The sequence below is a fragment of the Photobacterium indicum genome, assembly GCF_003026215.1.
Classification (GTDB): Bacteria; Pseudomonadota; Gammaproteobacteria; order Enterobacterales; family Vibrionaceae; genus Photobacterium; species Photobacterium indicum.
Genome location: NZ_PYOC01000003.1, coordinates 321,688 through 340,760, shown reverse-complemented (window position 1 = coordinate 340,760; position 19,073 = coordinate 321,688). Strand labels below are relative to the sequence as shown.

The window sequence follows — 19,073 nt, the reverse complement described above, 5'->3', positions numbered from 1 at the left end:
TAGAGATTAAAAAGAGATTTGTGCGCTTGATCATATAATCGCAAATGATCCTTTATAGAACAATTGCAATCATAGCTGAAACGATTCAGTATGTCTGCTGAAAGGTTTCAGCAAAGCTCTAAAATGTTAAGTGGCTTTACTGAAACTTTTAATTTCAGCAAAAGCTGAAACGATTCAGCTTTTAGGTTGAAGTATCAACTTATAATTACACGACGTGTCGATGGGTATGTTAACTGGGTATGAATAGAGATTTTCACCTCGGTTATTAGTACTAATCAGACAAATAGAAGACAGAAATCCAGTGGAGTGAATTCATGTTGTCACTATCTCAGAACGATATTCAGTTAAAGCAAACCGCTACCAATAAAGAAGATGCGATTAAAGCATTAGCAGCAAGCCTTGAAACACAAGGGCTAGTAGAAACTGGGTATGTGAATGGCATGCTTGCACGTGAAGCGCAAAATTCCACATTCTTAGGTAACGGTATCGCGATTCCACACGGTACAACAGATACTCGCAGTTTGGTGAAGCAGACTGGCGTGAAAGTGCATCATTTCCCACAAGGTGTTAACTGGGGCAATGGCAAAACGGTGTATTTAGCGATTGGTATTGCCGCTAAATCTGATGAGCACCTTGGTATTTTGAAGCAGCTAACGAAAGTGCTTTCAGCTGATGGCGTTGAAGAGAAATTAAAAAATTGCGAGAGCGAAAGTGGCATCATTTCTATCTTAAATGGCGAAGCGCAATTAGAAGCCGAATTTGATACAGATCTTGTTCAATTGGCATTCCCAGCAACAGATTTGATTCAACTAACAGCAGTTGCGGCTGGGCTTATTAAGAATCGCCAGTTTGCAGGTAATGGTTGTGTGGCAGATGCGATTGCAACAGGTGCTACGCATTTAGGGCAAGGAATTTGGTTAGCAAAAAGCAATCAAGATGTGTCTCGTACTGCACTGTCTTTTGTTACTCCTGCTGTGGCATTTGAAGAGAGTGGTCAAGCCGTTAAAGGTTTGATTATGGTGGCAGCGTGTAACAGCGCACATGTATCAAATTTAGGCTTTATAACGCAGCTTGTCTATACAGCGCAAGCCGATAAATTGGCAAGTGCAGATGCTGAAAAAGTGGTGTCTTTACTGACTCAAGAAACATTAGAAGGCTCTACAGCATCGTTCAAAATTCGCAATTCACATGGCTTACATGCTCGCCCTGGTGCGATGTTAGTGAGTGTCGCGAAGAAATTCACCTCCGCTATTCAGGTGGTTAATCTTAACGGTGAGGGCAAACCTGCGAATGCGAAAAGCTTGATGAAAGTGATTGCACTGGGTGTGAAATGTGGACACGAACTGCAATTTACCGCTCAAGGTGATGACGCTGAACTTGCACTTGAATCGATTGGTCAAGCAATTGCAGATGGTTTAGGAGAGGGTAAATAATGATGGATACGACGGCTATAACTACAACTATAGCGACAGGCGTAATTAAGCCTAAAGTCGTTACTGTTACGTTAAACCCAGCATTGGATTTAACTGGCAGCTTAGATTCATTGTCCCTTGGCACCGTTAATGTTGTGAACAAAGGTAGCCTTCATCCTGCAGGCAAAGGCGTTAACGTGGCAAAAGTGCTGGCTGAATTAGGTGCAGATGTAACGGTGACGGGGCTATTAGGTGCAGATAACCAAGAACCTTTCTGCCAGTTATTTGAAGAGATTGGCGCGACAGACAAGTTTATTCGCGTAAAGGGTGCTAGCCGCATTAATGTAAAACTTGTTGAAAGTACGGGAAAAGTCAGTGACATCAATTTCCCGGGTGTGGCCGTATCACAAGATGATATAAATCGATTTGAACAGACGTTATTTGAATTAGCAGAAACACACGACGTATTTGTAATTGCAGGCAGTTTACCAGCAGGCATTACACCTGAATTATGTGCCGATTGGATCGCGCGTTTACATCAAGAAGGCAAAAAGGTGCTTTTTGATAGCAGCAAAGCGGCATTAGTGGCTGGCTTTAGCAAGAACCCGTGGTTAGTTAAGCCCAATGATGAAGAGCTTGCACAGTGGGCGGGGCGAGAGTTAACAACAGAACACGATTTTACAGAGGTTGCAGAACAACTGGCTGAACAAGGCATCGCTAATGTAGTGGTTTCTTTAGGTGCAGATGGTGTGATGTGGCTGAATAATGAAGGCTGGTTACGTTCGCAACCACCAAAAATGCAGGTTGTTAGTACCGTTGGTGCTGGTGACACGCTGGTGGCTGGAATGTGCTGGGGTCATATCAATAAGTGGTCGAAACAAGAAACTCTTCGTTTCGCAACTGCGCTTTCTGCTTTAGCTGTCAGCCAAGTCGGCGTGGGCGTTGAAGACATTAACGCGGTTAATGCGATGAAAGAAAGAGTCACTATTTCTGGTTGTGTACTTGCAAGTACAAACGAACTGGATAATTCAATTAATAATGTGAAGTGCTAACACGGATATGAGGGTATCAACATGAAGATTGCAATCGTAACAGCTTGCCCTAGTGGCATTGCCAACAGCGTAATTGCTGCTGGCTTATTAGAAAAAGCAGCAGCAGAGCTTAAATGGAATGCTGACATTGAGTGTCAGTCAACCGTTACAGCTTCTACATCACTAACAACAGAACAAATTAAAGCGGCAGACTACATTGTTATTGCAGCGAGCACTGCGGTTGACACATCACGTTTTGCGGGTAAAAAAGTTTATCAATCAGCAGTATCTGCCTGTTTCTCTGATCCTAAAGCTTATTTAGAACTTGCTGTTGATAAGGCAGCTGTGTTGTCAGCACCTGAACTAAAAAATGCAGAGGCTGCTGTTAGTAATACATCTGGTAAGAAGAAGATTGTTGCTATTACAGCGTGTCCTACTGGTGTGGCACACACGTTCATGGCGGCTGAAGCGCTTGAGCAAGAAGGCCAGCGCCAAGGTCACGATATTAAAGTTGAAACTCGTGGGTCTGTTGGTGCTAAAAACCAATTAACCGATGAAGAAATTGCAGCTGCTGATCTTGTGATCATTGCCGCTGATATCGAAGTGGATTTAGCCCGCTTTGATGGTAAAAAGCTGTATAAAACAAGCACAGGTTTAGCACTGAAGAAAACGAAGCAAGAAATGGACAAAGCCTTTTCAAGTGCATCGGTATACAAGCATGAAGCGGGCAGTGCATCTTCTAGCGCTAAGAATCAAGAAAAAACAGGTGCCTATAAACACCTTATGACGGGTGTTTCGCACATGTTACCACTGGTTGTTGCTGGTGGTTTATCTATTGCTCTCTCTTTTGTTTTTGGTATTGAAGCCTTTAAAGAAGAAGGCACATTAGCAGCGGCATTAATGACAATTGGTGGCGGTTCAGCCTTCGCACTAATGGTTCCAGTGCTTGCCGGCTTTATTGCTTTCTCTATTGCTGATCGCCCGGGTTTAGCACCTGGTTTAATTGGCGGTATGTTAGCGAGTTCAACGGGGGCTGGTTTCCTTGGCGGTATTGTTGCAGGTTTCCTTGCTGGTTACAGCGCGAAGTTCTTAGCCGATAAAGTGAAGCTACCACAATCAATGGAAGCACTTAAACCAATACTGATTATTCCGCTTGTTGCGAGTTTAATCACGGGTTTAATCATGATTTATGTTGTTGGTGGCCCTGTTGCTGCAGCAATGACAGGCTTAACTGAATTCTTGAATAACATGGGTTCTGCCAACGCGGTACTGCTGGGTATTATTCTTGGCTGTATGATGTGTTTCGACCTTGGTGGTCCGGTAAACAAAGCGGCATATACATTTGGTGTGGGTCTATTAGCGTCACAAACTTATGCACCAATGGCAGCTGTAATGGCTGCGGGTATGGTACCTGCGATGGGTATGGGTTTAGCCACATTCCTTGCGAAACGTAAGTTTAACTCAAGCGAATCAGAAGCGGGTAAAGCATCATTTGTATTAGGTCTTTGCTTTATCTCTGAAGGTGCAATTCCTTTCGCAGCGCGCGATCCAATGCGTGTAATTCCATGTTGTATGGCAGGCGGTGCGTTAACAGGTGCATTGTCGATGCTATTTGGTGCGCAACTAATGGCACCACATGGTGGTCTGTTTGTTCTGCTTATTCCAAATGCGATTAGCCCAGCACTTATGTATTTAGTGGCGATTGCGGCAGGTACATTGGTAACAGGTATTAGCTATGCACTCTTGAAAAAATCAGACCAAGAGCAATTAGCAACAGCATAAAATGTAGTGTGTAAGTAATACTTTAAAAAGCCTCAGATAATCTATTAACCATTAATAGTATCTGGGGCTTTTTTATGCGTATGAATAATAACAAAAATATGCACGTAAAGTTTTCAGATTATAATAAAGAAGTATATTTTGGTGTTAAGTATCAATGATATTGATGTATGTGTTTTTTAGGAGAATATTTAACATCTTCGCCTTCTAATTATACCCAGTAAAATAATAACTTATACGTTAATGTCAATGTGAGTAATTGAGTTCATGCTAGTTGTTATTAGCAATCTTACGAAAAAAAGAGAGTTATACGTTTAGTGTGATAGATGATCTAGTTAGGTTTTCTGGGTGTTAAATGTATGTTTATATTGTATTTGCGTATTGATTTACATGCTCTAAAAGTAAGATCCAGTGCAAGTTTTTAAAAACTTAGAATATCTTCCAAACAACTTAATCGTATAGTAAATAGCGAATGCAATTAATTGCACTAGCTATTGCTAAAGGTAAGTGATTTTTCTTTTAAGGAAAAATATGGAAATATTAGCCGCATCCTCAAAAAAAGAAAAAGTAGTGTTTGATTACACGTTATTCTTATCTGCGTCTTGTAAGCATCGATTCACTTTTTTAGATGCGATAAAAGCGTGTATACCTGCGTTTGAGATATCATGGAGGTCATCTCTACCTAGCGGGTTAAGTGTTTCTGAACAGTTGCAAATGCAAGCATTAAAAGTGCTTTCTACCAATGTGAGTGATGCCAGTAATCTTGTGCGTTTGTTGCGTTTAGCACGCTCAGAAAACATTAATGAGATTGTAATTTCTTTGCCATATTCTTTGGATGAAGAACAATTATTATTAATCGAAGAGAAGTCGGGTTGTCACATTGGATTTATTGAAGACAATGGTGAACAGTTAAGAGTCAGTATCTGATACACGCTCTAGCGCCAAACTAGCATTTGTAGATAAAAGAAAAGCCAGTTTTAAGCTGGCTTTTTTGTGTCTGCTATTTTAGAACGAGTAAAATTAACAGAATTATAAGATACCCGTCCAAAGCATACCGACTGCAAAACAAGCAGCAACGGTGAGCATACTAGCTGCCGCTTTTTCTTTCCCAACGAATACTTTTACGCCTTGTTCGCGTTTAGCTTTGACGTAGAAATACAAACCGGGAACGTAAAGTAATGCAGAAAGCAGCAGGTAATTTAAGCCTGAAGCATATAGAAGCCATAAGCCGTAACTACTTGCACAAATCCCAACAAATAGCAGTGAACCGCGATTTTTAGTCTGAATAGCTAACTGCAATGTATATGCACCGACTAAGAAATAAGGCACTAAAATCATTTCAGAAGCGATGGCCAGTAGGGTGTCATACGTTCCGCCTGAATACATAACAAAAAACAATGAAACTTGAATGCAGATGTTAGTTAATAAAAGGGATTTTACAGGGCTTCCCGCTTTATTCTGAGTGGCAAAGCACTTAGGAAACATCTTATCTTTAGCAGCAAGGTAGGGCGCTTCAGAGGCTAATACAGTCCAGCTTAAGAATGCTCCGCATACCGAAATTAACAAACCACAACCAATAATAATCCCACCCCAAGGGCCTAAGATATGCGTGAGCACTTGTGCCATTGATGGGTTGTGATAAGTCGCTAACTCTTGAGTGGTAATAACCCCCATAGAAAGCAGCGTTACCAGTACATAAATAGATAAAGCGGTTAATAGGCCAAGAATGGTTGCTCTACCAATATCTCGACGGTGCCTTGCGCGGCTTGAAACAACCACTGCGCCTTCAATACCTATGAATACCCAGACTGTAATTAGCATGGTGCTTTTTACTTGAGAAAGAAGATCATGCTCTTCACCAAAATGAAGCCCAGTAAAATCAAAAATAAAGGTATCCCACTTAAATGCTATAAATGCGAAAGCAATAAACATAAAGAGGGGAACTAGTTTAGCGATGGTTGTTACCATATTAATAATGGCAGCAGTTTGAATACCACGAAGTACTAAGGCGTGTACAAGCCATAATAAAATGGAGGAGCCCGCAACAGCAAGCCAGGTATTTCCTTCGCCAAATAAAATCATATCAGGTTGATCGAAAAACATACCTAGCGTGCTGAAGACGATAACTAAATAAGAAACGTTGGCAAGCATTGCGCTTAACCAATAGCCCCATGCAGAACAGAAGCCTACGAAGTCGCCAAAACCTGCTTGGGCGTAACCAAAAACGCCACTTTCGATTTCAGGTTTTAAATGGGAAAGGTGTTGGAAAGCGAGGGCGAGAAAAATCATGCCTACACCTGTAATGCTCCAACCAATCATTACAGCTGCTGGGCTAGCCACTGAAGCCATGTTTTGAGGAAGGCTAAAGACGCCCGCACCAATCATAGACCCTATTACCAGTGCGGTCATCGCACCTAAGCCAAGTTTATTATCCAAAATAAAATCCGGTGTATATAACTATAGGGCGTAGATAATAAAGCATTTCATTGTGCTTTTTTGATAATTTTCAGAAATTATGTGACATTGATTAACTTAATAGCAGTGGATAACCCTTTTCATTGCTATAGATCAACATATTAATAAGATATTTTGATTAACCAACAACATTATTAGTAGCTTTGTAACGCTTTGTTTCACAACTAGTGAAGGGTAACTTTATGTTTTGTCGCATGATTAATAACAAAAGCTAGCGTTTGACCTTGTTCTGATGCTTGGCGAATAGCATCTGTTTGGAAACTACTAATGTTACCCGCCGCAATAACGGCACTACAGTTACCACCGATCAATGCCTTTGTCATCAATGCTTGGTCGTCGAGCAATTTTTTGCTTTTTAAGACTAGCACCCTATTAATATCGACGCCTGCGCTTATAAGAAGCTTCTTATCGACCATCGCTTCGTCGCCAATGAACATAATCCAACGGCTCTGCAAACTTGCTTGCTTTAATAAACGTAGAAAGTAGGCGAGTTGAGTTTGTGACTCATCGGTAAATGAAACATCAATTGGGCATTTAACCGACTGGTATTGAGACAAAGTAGAGTTTGCTGTAAAGGTTGATTTATATGCCTGAGAAGCAGTAACCGATTGTAGGTTATTCAATAATGCTGTCATGGGTTGTCATCCTTATACCAGTGGTTAAATAGTACTGTGTATCTATACTGTACTGTATGAACGTACAGTAGTGTTATTTAGACGAGGATGCAAGTATTTTTTTGTTGTACTTTTATGTCTTAACAGAAATTACTTTCGGCATGCTGAGATCGCAGGTGTTTTCTATCTCGTTGTTTATTAGTGTTATTTTTCATTGATGGTGATTTTATAGAAAATAGAACGTCAGCTTAAACTCAGAAATAATGAGAAATAACGTATCGAATATTTGAGTTACTTCACGCCAGTTAAGCGGCCTGTAGGTAGGTTTATACAGTAGTTTACTGTTTATCTTCTTATCGTCTTTTTTAAAGCGTTTACTATTTGATGACCGTTTTGATAAGAATCAGCCAGCCCAGTTTGGAAGAATGAATTTGATAAATGAATGTCTGAAAATTGCATGTCGAGTGTATGTTGACTTATAAGGTGGAAATTAATGCCTAATTTATTAGACTTTCATCAAGTTACATATCAAATCAGTTGGTATCATATAGCCTACATTTTGTGATCACGAATGCGGGGGGCATACCCGAGGGTGGTAGCGTATTTATAGGGTTCTTCATACTGAAGTGAGATATACGATCGCAGATCGTATATTCCATGCGTATATCTGCGGATTTAGTGAGGATATACGAATTCATTTCGTAGAATAAAATGTTATAAAGCAAGGTAGATAATGAGTTCAGATAAAGTAGATGATTGGGTTGGACTATTACAATTTCGAGATGAAAAATTCGCATCATTAATTCACGACAATCTACAGGAAAAGTACATCATTGCATTAGCAATTAGGGTTACGGAACTATGCTTAGATGCTGTAGTCCTTTTAAATAATCATCGAGTTTCATCAGTCCCTATAGTTTTACGCTCCGCATTAGAAACTTTCGCTGATCTTCAATGTTGCATTAAAGACAAAAGTCATCCAGAGGCTATGACAAAAGCTCAATACTTGCGGCTTTACGAGCTTCAAAAGCATATTGAAAGTGATAAAGCGGAAAAATACAAAAAGTTAGGTAAAAAGCTTTCCGTGTGGGATCGCTTCAAAAAAGCTGATTTAGTGGAATTGTATAATGGTTACTATTCTATATTGTCAATGTACGCACACGGCAATGTAGGTGCTTTGATCGAGAGTAACTCGAAAGATTCCCAAGTTTTACTAGGCTCAGCCTACGATGATGAAAAGTTACTTCAATTTTTCGATCAAGCAATAAACTTGGTAGCACTTTCTATTCGAGACAGTTTGGAATTCTTTGGGGTAGATAAAGCTACGCTTGAGTACCCACAAAAGATACTCGATAAACTCAACAAAGCTTTATAACAGATAAGGATATGTGTCGCGAAGCCGACACCTATCCGAAGTGTTGAACAAGCCCGAGCTACCTTATATAGGGAAATATTACGAAGAAGTGGAAGGGTGATGATTGATAAGCGGTTATCTTGAAGTGAGCACCTGCCTTGTCTTAAAGCCAATAAACATAATCAACTGATTTTAATGGTTAATTCTGATTATCTCCTCAAGTGAAAGCAGAACCTTATCTTTATATAACGCAATATTATCTTGGCCGAAATACACCAAGACACCGCATTAAATGATGACAACAAGGGCAAAAGTAATCCGCTTTTGTCTGGCTATCCAAGTAGCGAAAAGTGATATTCCCGTTGTCTTTGTAAAGAATATTGTTATCGGCTAATACGCCACGGTATAGGCATTTAGATAAATATAACAAAGCTGATTTCCCCTGCCCAACATGACGACAATCAACGACCCATACGGTGCGCTTGGTGAGTTTGTCGTAGCGCACCTTACTGCTGGCGTTGGATCAGAATAACGCGTAGATATACATTAACGCTATTGGATTGGTACTAAGTTGTTATAAGTACAACATTTTCAAATTAAATCTGTACGCTCTTTTTGTAAGAAGTAACACTTAGGTCTAGTCTGGTTTTTATCTTTGGATAAGAAGGAGCCATGTTGAACTCGGAAGTCTTCGTGGTTTTACATGTAATTGATTATCATGAATAAATTTAATTTCACACTCAAGGCAACATTTTTGTCGGTTTTGTTTTGGCTAATAGAGTCTTTGATTCATAATCTTTTCTTTTTGGAAGATAATTTTGAAATTTTCCCTACTGATTCAAATGAACTTTGGATGAGGGTAGTAATCGTCATACTGGTGATTAGTTTTGGTATATATGCTGACTTTCAAACAAAAATGCTATTGAAAAAAGAAGAAGAAAAACGACTAATATTCAAGGCGACTATTTATTCATCGCAGCATATTACCAACAACCTACTGAATCAAATGCAATTTTTTAGGATGAAGGCAGATGAAAATAATGCATTCAGTAGTGAAGTGATTAAATTGTATGATCAATCTTTACTGGAAGGTCAAGAATTAATGAAATTGTTAAGTAATGTAGATGATCTTACAGAGGAAAATATTCGAATGTCTGTGTCTCCTAAAGAACCAGACACATCACCAGATTTGTCTGTTTAAGTTGTGATGCTCAAACATTACGTGTGCAGATTCTTGTAATCCTGACCTGATGAAACATATCAATGCGTTGTAGTCGTAGCAAGGCAGTGCGTTACACGGCGGTTTTGGTATGGAGTTTAGGAGAGATATGAAAAAGTATATCTATTCTTTGATGATCATTGTTGTAGCTGTACTCGGTTCATATTTGTCTTTTCACTTGTACCGAAATTCTTTGCTTTCTACAAACATTGAGCATGGTAGCTATAGTAAATGTTTTTAACGATAGTACCTTAGAGAATCGTATTCTTAGCTCGTGGAGTAAATCGGGCGTTTTCCAAGTTCGATTTGTAGCCTCAGGTAATGAACATTGCTTTGCTCCCAAATTTCCATCTATTGAAGTTACTTCTGCAAATGTTACTACAAACGGGGACGTTCAGTTTTCAGGTAAGCTTTTTAGCCTAACTGAAAAGAATGGTGCCTTTTACCCTAAGGGCGGTTTACTTTGAGGTTTTAATCTACAGGGTTGGGCTATGAAGCCAGAGCCCATTGAGTTAGTTATACTTGATAAATCTGCGTGGTTGACAGTGGCTGGCATGTTAAACGAAGAATACCAGAACTATGAATTCAGCACAGATTAGCTGCGCACATAACACAATCAAGGGTGACGCGTTACACTTATTCACATTATCCCCAATCCACGTTGTATATTAGTGTAGTAGCCAAGGAAAACAGGCCTGTTCTTTAGATCTTTCATTAAATAATCACTCTGATTCATTTGGTGTTAAACCACTATTATATTGATGTGGTCTAATCTTGCTGTAATAACCAATAATATATTGAGTTAGTCTTTCTTAGCATCCGCAAAATATTCATATCCTGTTGTTGGTATCCATACGGTCTTTCAGCTGTATGTAAAGAACTTCGTTTTCCGAGTCTCGCCACTAATGATTATAGAATTCATGAATATGTTAGTTTTCAAGTGCTTGGTCACTTTGTTATTTCAACGTATTTGTTAAAGTAGCTTGGTTTTACTACAACCGTGCTAACAAGTGTATTTAAGCGGTGTTAGCCGAAATCGGGCTCCATAGAGTTTTTTATAACTATTAATAATGGTATTTCTAGAAAATGTTTAAATTTATTTTTCGTCTATTGTTTAGACTTCAGGGTTGGAAAGTACGTGATTTGCCGCCTTCTGATATCAAAAACTGTGTAATGGTTGGTGCTCCTCATACGAGTAATTGGGATTTTGTTTTTACAATGGCAGCTTGCGATTATATGAACTTACCTCAGCCACGTTTTACAATAAAAAAAGAATGGATGCGCTTTCCATTTAACCTGATTCTTGGACCTATGGGGGCTATTCCGATTGACCGTTCAGGAAAAAAAGCGGGTGAAAAGCGCCCTAAAATGGTAGATGAAATGGTTAAATTCGTTGGAGCCTCAGATGGCATAACTGTTTTAGTTACACCAGAAGGTACTAGGGGGCCAGCCAAAAGGTGGAGAACAGGTTTTTATCATGTCGCAATGCAATCTAAAGTGCCAATACTTTTAGGGTACTTGGACTATAGCAAGCGTGAAGTTGGGGTTGGTAAGGTTATTTACCCAAGTGGTGACTTAGAAAAAGATTTACGCCAAATATGGGACTTTTATAGTACGATTCCGCCGCGATATCCAGAGAGGTATATACAGCTTTAATCGTAAAATATATGGACTTGCAATGTTATACATTGCAGGGACTGTCCAACAATAAAAACATGAAGCTGACGCGCTTTACTCTGCATTTTTGGTTTGTTATTCGGCAAGTGGAAGCTCATCTAATATCTTTTCAGTCGAAATGCCGTGAATTTCATTTGTCGGTTATTGCGGTTTAAGGCTTGGCGAAACAATATTTTCATACCAATTTTCAATCGTGCTCAATAAGTTCTTTAGCCGCAATTGTTCATTAATGTTGTTTGTTATTACGCTAGTTGCGGTTCAAATATTGTGGCACTAAATTTATTGCTGAGTAGGAAAAGGTACCCTTCAATATTCTTGTGCCGCAACAAAAGTTCTCATCTGTATTGTGTTTGGCTTCAGTGTTAACTCAGTCGCCTTAAGTGAGAATTAAGTCATTGATTATGGCGTACTATTAAGTGAATCGCAAAAGAGAAGAGGCGAATTGTTGTTGAAAGTTATCCGCTGTATTTTAGCTCTATGTTGTTGAGTTATTATATAAAGGTATAAAATGAGTAATTTTTTAGGTGTTAACGATATTTATAATGCGAATATCAATAGTAAGATAGTTATTAACCCTAACTTTCAGCGTATTGACGAGAAAATATTCTTTAACTTGGGGCGGTTCCACATATCTCGGCGTGAATCTGATGAGTTGTCAGAAGGACAGATTCAATTGTTCGACACGTTACATGAGCAGCCAACCTTGGATCGAATTCTCTGCAATTTCCCGGATTCTGATATTTGTCTTAAGCGATGGTGGAACCTTGGGATTATTGAATTAGTTGCACCATTGAAGAGAAAAAGCGATTCGCACCTTGTTGTGATAGAACCGCATATTGATGATGCGATTCTATCTGTTGGGGGAGCATTACTGAATCGGAGGGGGGAGCAGAAAATAACGATTGTCAGCAATATTTTTCACTCCAACTATACCTGTTATCATGAAAAAACAACGCATGAGAAAGCGTTTGTGACCGAACGCCGCGCAAAGGAAGCTAGGCTTGCTTGTGAGATGGTTGGCGCTACTCACCTTCATATCGGACAGTTAGACAAACCCCTCAGATGGATGGAGGGTAACGGTCAGGATTTATTGCACTCTGACCAACTTGAAGAGCTGGCCACCATGCTCAGGGATGTTATTGCCCCCCTTAATGCTGATGAAATCTGGATACCTATCGCATCAGGTTCGCACTCCGATCACCATAATACCCGCAACGCCGCGATTTTAATGCTACAGCGTTATAAAGAAGAATTTGTTACTTGCAGAATCAGCCTTTATGAGGATTTACCATACGGACATGATTTTGGTGGTGAAATGCGAGACAGGCTGGTTAGCCAGATTAATGGCGGAAGTTTGCTAGATACTCAGTTTGAAGACATAACCAGCATAATGGAAAATAAAAAACGTTTGGTTGGAATTTTTGCATCTCAATTCAGAACCAGTTTCATGGTTCCTTCTATTATTTCCTCAGCAAAAAATATTCACTCAGATTTTGAATTTAGCGAAAGGCGTTGGGCGTTAACCCATACACCAACGTTGCCATCTTATGTGGATTTTGAACAGCTCGATAGTATTGATATGTTATTTAAAAATCTCAAAGATAACGATGTTGTTAACTTGGTTATTCATGACTACTTCGTAGCAAAAGATATAGAAAAAATCATTGATGAATTTTCGCCTTTGAAATTGAATATATACACAAGAGAACGCGAAAAAATACGCACAGTAAACCTGAATTCTGAACATGTCAGCCTGACGTATTATTCCGATACAATCGATGCATTTTATAAATGTGTAGATACGCTTCTTTCTACTGAAAATTTGTTTTGTGTTATCGCGGGTTATCAACTTGGACAACCCGCTGTCGCAGCACGCTTTGAGGGGTTTAAAGACCCTAAGCATAGCTATCAGACACTATGGATGAGCTCTATGGTTGGCGCGTTGGATGAACTGATCGCGAATACTCTGCTTGAATTGCCGAAAGAATAGGAGGCAGAAATGAGCATAAATAAAGTAAGTGTTGTGATTCCAACGTATAACCGCAGCGAATTACTGAAGGAAACCCTTAACTCACTGGTAGCACAAAAATGTGCGGGTGATTTGTTTGAGGTGCTGGTTGTAGATGATGGCTCTAATGATGATACCCGTGATGTAGCTAATAGCTTTAAAAACAAACTCAACCTTAAATATTTCTTTCAGGAGGACAAGGGGTTCCGGGTAGCTAAAGCTCGAAATGTCGGCATTTTTTCAGCAAAATATGAGATTTGTCTTTTTCTCGACTCTGGAATTATCGCACCTGATAACCTGATCCTTGCTCATAGCAATCACTACAAAGAGAGTGATGACGATGTACTTATTGGGTTTTCATACGGGTTTGACGAATTCGAAGTTAGGAATGAACAGGCGCTTTTGAGCTTATATCGCGAATATCAAGCAGAAGGCATATTTCGTGTGCTTGCACAAAATGATCAGTACCCAGATTGTCGTTATGATCGCCTCCACGCATTAGAGAATGGCTATGCGCAAAGCCGCTTCCCCTGGTTTGTGTTCTGGACATGTCATGTGAGTTGCAAAACGTCCTTGCTAAGGGACATTGAGGGGTTCGATGAATCCTTTTGTAGCTGGGGTGGTGAAGACATGGAGCTTGGCATACGGTTATTCTCGGCGGGCGGTAAGTTCGGTTTACTTTCAGAGCCACTGGTGCTTCATCTCCCCCATGAAAAATCGCCTGAAGATGCGAAAGCATTAGGTCAGGCAAGTTTGAAATACATCATAGAAAAACACGGAGATATTTCTTCTGACGTTTTAAAAATGAATTGGAGTCAGGGGATCTTGCTGTCTAAATAATGACAAGTTCACATTTTCAAACTGATTTTTAAGGGAATAAAATGCCAACGTACAGAAGTAAATTTGTTAGCTTGCCTGATGACCAAGATTTTATTAAGCAAGTCGAAGAAGGGCCGTTCCAGACAGATCCGGAACACGTCGCCAATTTATTGAGGGAAAGGGGGATTACCGTTGATGACTCTGCCGTCATTTCAAATGTTCCGCGCATCTGTTTCACGTCGGTACACGATGAAGCCGGTTACTCAGTTTATAAAGAAATGAATAAACTGGAAATTGAAGAGTTTCGGGGTGTTATCTCTATAGGAAAAAACAGCTTTATAGAATCGGACAGCGATCGTCCTCCTTTTCATAGTGCCAGCACCAAATTCACTTCAGTGAAAGCAAACGCGAATCCACCGGGGAAAATTACGATAGGAGACAGAGTACAAATGATGGGTGTCGCCATTGTTGCTTATTCCCATGTTGAAATTTGTGATGATGTCGGTATTGCTCCAATGGTTACGATTATGGATTGTGATGGACACACAACTGAAGGCCGGGGAACGGATACAGAAATTGCGCGGCTTGAAGCTTTACCCGTGAAAATTGGTAGTGGTTCATGGATTGGTACTGGGGCGGTGATCATGAAAGGCGTTGAAATCGGCAAAAACTGCGTCGTTTCGGCCAATAGTGTTGTGGTTCGCTCTGTACCAGATGGTTCCATCGTTATGGGAAATCCCGCACGGATTGTTAAGTCTTTGAAGACTCAACAAACGGCCCCTCTATCCAGAGAAGCCACAGAGTAGATCTTCCCGCTCACCGAGTAATGCGCGAGAAAAACGGACACGCTATCTTTCGTACTTTTGGTAGCGTTTCGTTGTCCAAGAAATCGCATAAAAGGCGGAGAGACTTGGTTTTGTTGTTACTACGCGTACTTATGTTCGGCGTTATGGTTCTCGAAATCTTATTTTTCATATGCGAGGTGAATGTATGAGTCATGTATCACATTTAGCGTAAATCTGATGTGATTAGCTTGCGTTTTATTAAACCTAATACGGTCATTATGAATAAGAAAGAATTTATAGAGATTTATTTGCGCCAAAAAGGTGCGAGTAGAACAGTAGTGAAACTCGCACCTTTTTTATGGTACAAGTTGTTTAATTCGAACGCTAAACCTTGTTTATTTGAATCACCATTGAAGCTATTTGTTTGGCAATTAGTTCTTGGAACGGTGACTTGGGGAGGTGGTATGTGGCTAATGGTATGGCAGTTTCAAGAACCAAATGTTAAGAATTTATACATATCGCTACTTTTTGGCTTCACTACAGGTTTATGGTTGAGCTTGGAAGTTTTGTACTACTCAAAGAAGCTTAAAATTACATCATGGCCAGAGTGGTTAAGCGAGCACCATTTAGCTGAATAGTCTAAAAACATTCAAGGATATCAAAATGAAACAAGCACCAATTAAAGAATTAATCACATTCGATGATTTTGAAAAACTAGATATACGAGTGGGAACAATAACAGCTGTTTCAGAAGTTGAAAAATCTAAAAAACTGATGAAATTGACTGTGGATTTTGGTGAGCATGTTCGTTCAATTCTTGCTGGCATAAAACAAGAACGTGAAAATCCATACGAAATTGAAGGTAAGCAAGCTCTATTTGTTGTTAATCTACCTGAGCAAAAAATGGCAGGAGAGGTTTCTCAAGGAATGCTGTTTGATATTGGCTATGCAGATAAATTGACTCCTTGTTTAGCAATGCCAGAAATGACAGTTCCTAATGGTAGTCGAGCAGGGTAGGTACTTGGTTGGTTAGCCGTGGTGCAACCTATGTTAGACGTTATATGCAAAGAGTGAATCTGAAATGAAAATACATTGTCGAAAGTTGAACGATATTGATTATTTAAATATGAGGGCTCTCCTGCTAAGAGATGGGGCAAATGACTGGAATTACATTACTGAAGAAAGTATATCCAACCAATTTACATTGATAGATGAAGGGAGAGCATCGGTTGCTTTGGCTGAAGTTGAAGAGGGTGAAATCATAGGTTTTGCAGTAATCATTCATAATGATGCATTCCCAGTCAAACTTGTAAAGTATACTGATTCTTCAGACATCGCTTATATCAAGGAAGTAGTTGTGAGTAAAAGTCACAGCGGGAAAGGATTGGGTAGTAAGTTGCTTCAAGAGTGTGTTCTTATTGCCCGTAATCAGAATGCGAGTAACGTGTTCATTGAAAGGCACGAGGAGAACGCTGCTTCAGCAGGGATGATGCGCAAAGCCGGATTTGAAATTATTGATACTTTTTATGACCCTAAAAAAAGGTCAGCAGGATCAAGAAACACTTCAGTGTTAGCTAAATGCACATAACAGATAAGGATATGTGTCACGAAGCCGACACCTATCCGAAGTGTTGAACAAGCCCGAGTTACCTTATATAGGGAAATATTACGAAGAAGTAAAAACTGAACCATTATCCTTAAATAACCCAAGATTATCTCGGGCGAAATACGCCAAAATGTCGCATTAAATGATGACAACAAGGACACGACCAATACGCCACGGTATAGGTATTTAGATAAATACAATAAAGCTGATTTTCCCCGACCAACATGACGACAATCCATAACCCATTTTGGGGATAACTGACGAGGTAACCGTAATTTTAGTGTGTCAGTGATGTGGCTGAGTAAACGTGCTCGCCATACGTTAGCTAAATCAAAGGCGCTGAATAGATACTGATTTTTACAGTGTATCCATTGCCGTTTATTGGAATCAAAGCCGTCGGCACCATATGAATATTGTATTAGCAGAATCAACAGAGATTAAAGAGATAGATAGGCTCATTGAGTCGGCTAAACGATATTGGGGCTATAGCGATAAGTTAATGGATAGTTTGGCTCCCTGATTTACTTATTATCCCCGAAGATCTTACCTCTCGTACATTTTGGTTAGCCCCTTCAGCAATGGGAAAGGGTTTGGGACGTAAAATGTTCCAATTCATAATTAATCATCTAAAAAGTGTTGAAGCTATAAAATTGGTAATCGTCTCAGATCCAAATGCAGAAGGTTTTTACCAAAAAATGGGAGCAACTAGAGTTAAGTTAGTTAATTCAAAACCAGAAGGTAGGGTGTTGCCAGTGATGAATCTATCTCTTTTGTTTTGTAAGTAATGACTGAATTTTAAAAGTAATTACCTATTTGCGCATGGTTAAGGTGAATCTAAAAAATGGTAAATATTTAACTGGCATGGGTTTGAAGGGCTATATTACGGTGGTTACTAAGAGGTAGCTGATAAATGCCATTGTTGCAACACTGAGCGTGATTGGGAGCTGCGTTCTAAAGTGACTTTCAGGGCTACACCCTGCAGCGGAAGATGCCACAATGATTGAGTCGGAAATAGGCGAACTTTGATCACCAAAAACAGCACCAGAAATAACAGCACCAATAATAAGCGGTAACGACAATCCCATTTGAGCAGCCATTGGTAATGCAATCGGTATTAATATGCTTACGGTAGCTCCAGAACTTCCTGTTGCAAATGAGATGGCAATACCAATCAGAAAGATGATTGCTGGTAGTGTTTTTTCTGAAATATGACCCACCATAATTTTGGCAAGGTAGTTCCCTGTACTAAGTTCTCCGATGACATGGCTAAGGGTAAATGCCAAGGTCAGTATGATTACCGCTGGAAGAATTTGTATTACACCCTGAAAAACCCAACGTAAGGTCTGATTGAATTTTATTCCACTTAGGCGGTAGAGAAGTGCACTTCCCACGAGTGCTATATATCCACTCCAGTAAATCGCATTGCTGATATCGCCGTTGATTGGGTTTCCACTGCCTGTAACGGTTGCGATAGTCACGATACTTAGTATGAGTAAGTAGAGTGGGGCCATTAATACCCATAGGGGATGACTCGGATTGCTTTGCTCGATATGGGTTTCCACTACCTGTATCGTACTTTTCTCTTGCTCGTATTTGAAGTCGTGAGGTAGCACGGATAGCAAAGGAACAGAAAGAAGTATAAATAGGGTATAAAACTGATAATGCACTGAATCCATAACCAGTTGAGTCGCAACGCCTTCAATAATACCTTGCTCAATTTGAACTTGAATCAAACTGGTCAAGAAAATACCAGCGCTACTGATAGGTAAAAGCCATGCTAAAGGTGCCCCAGTCCCATTTGCTACAAACGCTAATTTTTGTTTAGACACCTGATGGTTAGTAAACAGTTGGCGACCAATCACCCCAACCATCATCATTGAGCCAACACCTTCTAGGCACATTAGAAAACCAGCCCCAAAGGTTAGTAACTGTGCATGAGTTTGATTTCTAATCCACTTCTTCTCTGTGATGATAAACAATGCGCAACGAATGGCCCCTGAGCATTGTAATAAATGGATAATTGAGCCGATCATCAAAATAAATAGCAAACTCTTTAATGCACTTGGTGATTGAAGGGTCAGCGCAATCGCATTCACACTTGAGACTAATCCAGATAGGAATGACGGTGCTAAAATCAAAGACCCCGCCACGATACCTGAAAAAATCGCCAAATAGGCTTTGCGAGTCGTTATTGCCAATGAAATAGCCAACAGTGGTGGAAGTAAGGATATCCAATTGTTCATAATAAACCGTCCAAAATTGTGAAGGTTTAGTGTAGTGGTGCAGATATTTAT

The 19,073-nt window shown here is 39.9% G+C and carries 17 protein-coding genes and 3 pseudogenes; 14 read left to right on the top strand and 6 right to left on the bottom strand.

Annotation, left to right across the window (positions count from 1 at the left end):
- The first annotated feature begins 314 nt into the window (after positions 1-314).
- The 4 genes from fruB (at position 315) to C9J47_RS11870 (ending at position 5,149) form a co-directional block, all read left to right on the top strand.
- On the top strand, positions 315-1,433 hold the full coding sequence (fruB, locus tag C9J47_RS11885; RefSeq protein WP_107253726.1) for a fused PTS fructose transporter subunit IIA/HPr protein: 1,119 nt from the start codon (positions 315-317) through the stop codon (positions 1,431-1,433).
- A 2-nt stretch (positions 1,434-1,435) separates the two neighbouring features.
- Positions 1,436-2,464, top strand: a complete 1,029-nt coding sequence (gene pfkB / locus C9J47_RS11880; protein WP_170107502.1) for a 1-phosphofructokinase — start codon at positions 1,436-1,438, stop codon at positions 2,462-2,464.
- Positions 2,465-2,485: 21 nt separating this feature from the next.
- Positions 2,486-4,225 carry a PTS fructose transporter subunit IIBC gene (gene fruA, locus C9J47_RS11875; protein WP_107253724.1) on the top strand — a complete coding sequence of 580 codons (1,740 nt, stop codon included), beginning with the start codon at positions 2,486-2,488 and terminating at the stop codon, positions 4,223-4,225.
- A gap of 528 nt (positions 4,226-4,753) precedes the next feature.
- Positions 4,754-5,149 carry a RuvC family protein gene (locus tag C9J47_RS11870; RefSeq protein ID WP_107253723.1) on the top strand — a complete coding sequence of 132 codons (396 nt, stop codon included), beginning with the start codon at positions 4,754-4,756 and terminating at the stop codon, positions 5,147-5,149.
- Positions 5,150-5,251: 102 nt separating this feature from the next.
- Here the strand turns inward: C9J47_RS11870 and C9J47_RS11865 are convergent, their stop codons facing one another.
- Together C9J47_RS11865 and C9J47_RS11860 are read right to left on the bottom strand one after the other, a co-directional pair.
- Positions 5,252-6,658 carry a basic amino acid/polyamine antiporter gene (locus tag C9J47_RS11865; protein ID WP_107253722.1) on the bottom strand — a complete coding sequence of 469 codons (1,407 nt, stop codon included), beginning with the start codon at positions 6,656-6,658 and terminating at the stop codon, positions 5,252-5,254.
- Between the two features lie 203 nt (positions 6,659-6,861).
- The gene (locus tag C9J47_RS11860; RefSeq protein ID WP_107253721.1) at positions 6,862-7,332 is read right to left on the bottom strand and encodes a cell division inhibitor SulA; all 471 of its coding nucleotides are present in this window, start codon (positions 7,330-7,332) and stop codon (positions 6,862-6,864) included.
- A 712-nt stretch (positions 7,333-8,044) separates the two neighbouring features.
- On the opposite strand from C9J47_RS11860, the gene C9J47_RS11855 reads away from it, so the two are divergent.
- Entirely contained in the window at positions 8,045-8,686 is a 642-nt protein-coding gene (locus C9J47_RS11855; RefSeq protein WP_107253720.1) for a DUF5677 domain-containing protein, read from the top strand.
- 235 nt (positions 8,687-8,921) lie between these two features.
- Here the strand turns inward: C9J47_RS11855 and C9J47_RS11850 are convergent.
- Positions 8,922-9,161: pseudogene (locus tag C9J47_RS11850) on the bottom strand (transposase); the annotation flags it as partial.
- Positions 9,162-9,383: 222 nt separating this feature from the next.
- Between C9J47_RS11850 and C9J47_RS11845 the strand changes: the two are divergent.
- Positions 9,384-9,866, top strand: coding sequence for a hypothetical protein (locus tag C9J47_RS11845; protein ID WP_107253718.1), 483 nt, complete (start codon positions 9,384-9,386; stop codon positions 9,864-9,866).
- Between the two features lie 740 nt (positions 9,867-10,606).
- Here the strand turns inward: C9J47_RS11845 and C9J47_RS27350 are convergent.
- A pseudogene (locus tag C9J47_RS27350) lies at positions 10,607-10,746 on the bottom strand (IS3 family transposase); the annotation flags it as partial.
- A 224-nt stretch (positions 10,747-10,970) separates the two neighbouring features.
- Between C9J47_RS27350 and C9J47_RS11835 the strand changes: the two are divergent.
- The 7 genes from C9J47_RS11835 to C9J47_RS11805 all read left to right on the top strand — a co-directional run bounded on the left by C9J47_RS11835 (position 10,971) and on the right by C9J47_RS11805 (position 16,761).
- Complete coding sequence (locus C9J47_RS11835) at positions 10,971-11,540, top strand: 1-acyl-sn-glycerol-3-phosphate acyltransferase (protein WP_107253717.1); 570 nt, start codon at positions 10,971-10,973, stop codon at positions 11,538-11,540.
- Positions 11,541-12,069: 529 nt separating this feature from the next.
- Positions 12,070-13,551 carry a PIG-L deacetylase family protein gene (locus tag C9J47_RS11830; protein ID WP_107253716.1) on the top strand — a complete coding sequence of 494 codons (1,482 nt, stop codon included), beginning with the start codon at positions 12,070-12,072 and terminating at the stop codon, positions 13,549-13,551.
- A 9-nt stretch (positions 13,552-13,560) separates the two neighbouring features.
- A complete protein-coding gene (locus C9J47_RS11825; RefSeq protein ID WP_107253715.1) occupies positions 13,561-14,409 on the top strand; it encodes a glycosyltransferase in 849 nt (282 codons plus the stop codon).
- Between the two features lie 41 nt (positions 14,410-14,450).
- Positions 14,451-15,194: an acyltransferase gene (locus tag C9J47_RS11820; RefSeq protein ID WP_107253714.1), complete on the top strand. Its 744-nt coding sequence runs from the start codon at positions 14,451-14,453 to the stop codon at positions 15,192-15,194.
- Positions 15,195-15,421: 227 nt separating this feature from the next.
- Positions 15,422-15,811 (top strand): DUF6404 family protein, encoded by a 390-nt coding sequence (locus C9J47_RS11815; RefSeq protein ID WP_146150845.1) that lies wholly within the window; start codon positions 15,422-15,424, stop codon positions 15,809-15,811.
- Positions 15,812-15,836: 25 nt separating this feature from the next.
- Positions 15,837-16,190: a tRNA-binding protein gene (locus tag C9J47_RS11810; protein ID WP_107253712.1), complete on the top strand. Its 354-nt coding sequence runs from the start codon at positions 15,837-15,839 to the stop codon at positions 16,188-16,190.
- 64 nt (positions 16,191-16,254) lie between these two features.
- Positions 16,255-16,761 carry a GNAT family N-acetyltransferase gene (locus C9J47_RS11805; RefSeq protein ID WP_107253711.1) on the top strand — a complete coding sequence of 169 codons (507 nt, stop codon included), beginning with the start codon at positions 16,255-16,257 and terminating at the stop codon, positions 16,759-16,761.
- Positions 16,762-16,943: 182 nt separating this feature from the next.
- On the opposite strand, the pseudogene C9J47_RS27600 reads toward C9J47_RS11805, so the two are convergent.
- Positions 16,944-17,174 (bottom strand): annotated as a pseudogene (locus C9J47_RS27600) (transposase); the annotation flags it as partial.
- A gap of 108 nt (positions 17,175-17,282) precedes the next feature.
- Between C9J47_RS27600 and C9J47_RS27595 the strand changes: the two are divergent.
- Complete coding sequence (locus C9J47_RS27595) at positions 17,283-17,564, top strand: GNAT family N-acetyltransferase (RefSeq protein WP_425440599.1); 282 nt, start codon at positions 17,283-17,285, stop codon at positions 17,562-17,564.
- Positions 17,565-17,654: 90 nt separating this feature from the next.
- On the opposite strand, the gene C9J47_RS11795 is transcribed toward C9J47_RS27595, so the two are convergent.
- Entirely contained in the window at positions 17,655-19,022 is a 1,368-nt protein-coding gene (locus C9J47_RS11795) for a Na+/H+ antiporter NhaC family protein (protein ID WP_107253710.1), read from the bottom strand.
- Positions 19,023-19,073 lie beyond the last annotated feature (51 nt).

Coding starts and splice junctions, on each gene's coding strand:
- fruB (WP_107253726.1), top strand. CDS start 315: ATGTTGTCACTATCTCAGAACGATATTCAGTTAAAGCAAACCGCTACC.
- pfkB (WP_170107502.1), top strand. CDS start 1,436: ATGGATACGACGGCTATAACTACAACTATAGCGACAGGCGTAATTAAG.
- fruA (WP_107253724.1), top strand. CDS start 2,486: ATGAAGATTGCAATCGTAACAGCTTGCCCTAGTGGCATTGCCAACAGC.
- C9J47_RS11870 (WP_107253723.1), top strand. CDS start 4,754: ATGGAAATATTAGCCGCATCCTCAAAAAAAGAAAAAGTAGTGTTTGAT.
- C9J47_RS11860 (WP_107253721.1), bottom strand. CDS start 7,332: ATGACAGCATTATTGAATAACCTACAATCGGTTACTGCTTCTCAGGCA.
- C9J47_RS11855 (WP_107253720.1), top strand. CDS start 8,045: ATGAGTTCAGATAAAGTAGATGATTGGGTTGGACTATTACAATTTCGA.
- C9J47_RS11845 (WP_107253718.1), top strand. CDS start 9,384: ATGAATAAATTTAATTTCACACTCAAGGCAACATTTTTGTCGGTTTTG.
- C9J47_RS11835 (WP_107253717.1), top strand. CDS start 10,971: ATGTTTAAATTTATTTTTCGTCTATTGTTTAGACTTCAGGGTTGGAAA.
- C9J47_RS11830 (WP_107253716.1), top strand. CDS start 12,070: ATGAGTAATTTTTTAGGTGTTAACGATATTTATAATGCGAATATCAAT.
- C9J47_RS11825 (WP_107253715.1), top strand. CDS start 13,561: ATGAGCATAAATAAAGTAAGTGTTGTGATTCCAACGTATAACCGCAGC.
- C9J47_RS11820 (WP_107253714.1), top strand. CDS start 14,451: ATGCCAACGTACAGAAGTAAATTTGTTAGCTTGCCTGATGACCAAGAT.
- C9J47_RS11810 (WP_107253712.1), top strand. CDS start 15,837: ATGAAACAAGCACCAATTAAAGAATTAATCACATTCGATGATTTTGAA.
- C9J47_RS11805 (WP_107253711.1), top strand. CDS start 16,255: ATGAAAATACATTGTCGAAAGTTGAACGATATTGATTATTTAAATATG.
- C9J47_RS11795 (WP_107253710.1), bottom strand. CDS start 19,022: ATGAACAATTGGATATCCTTACTTCCACCACTGTTGGCTATTTCATTG.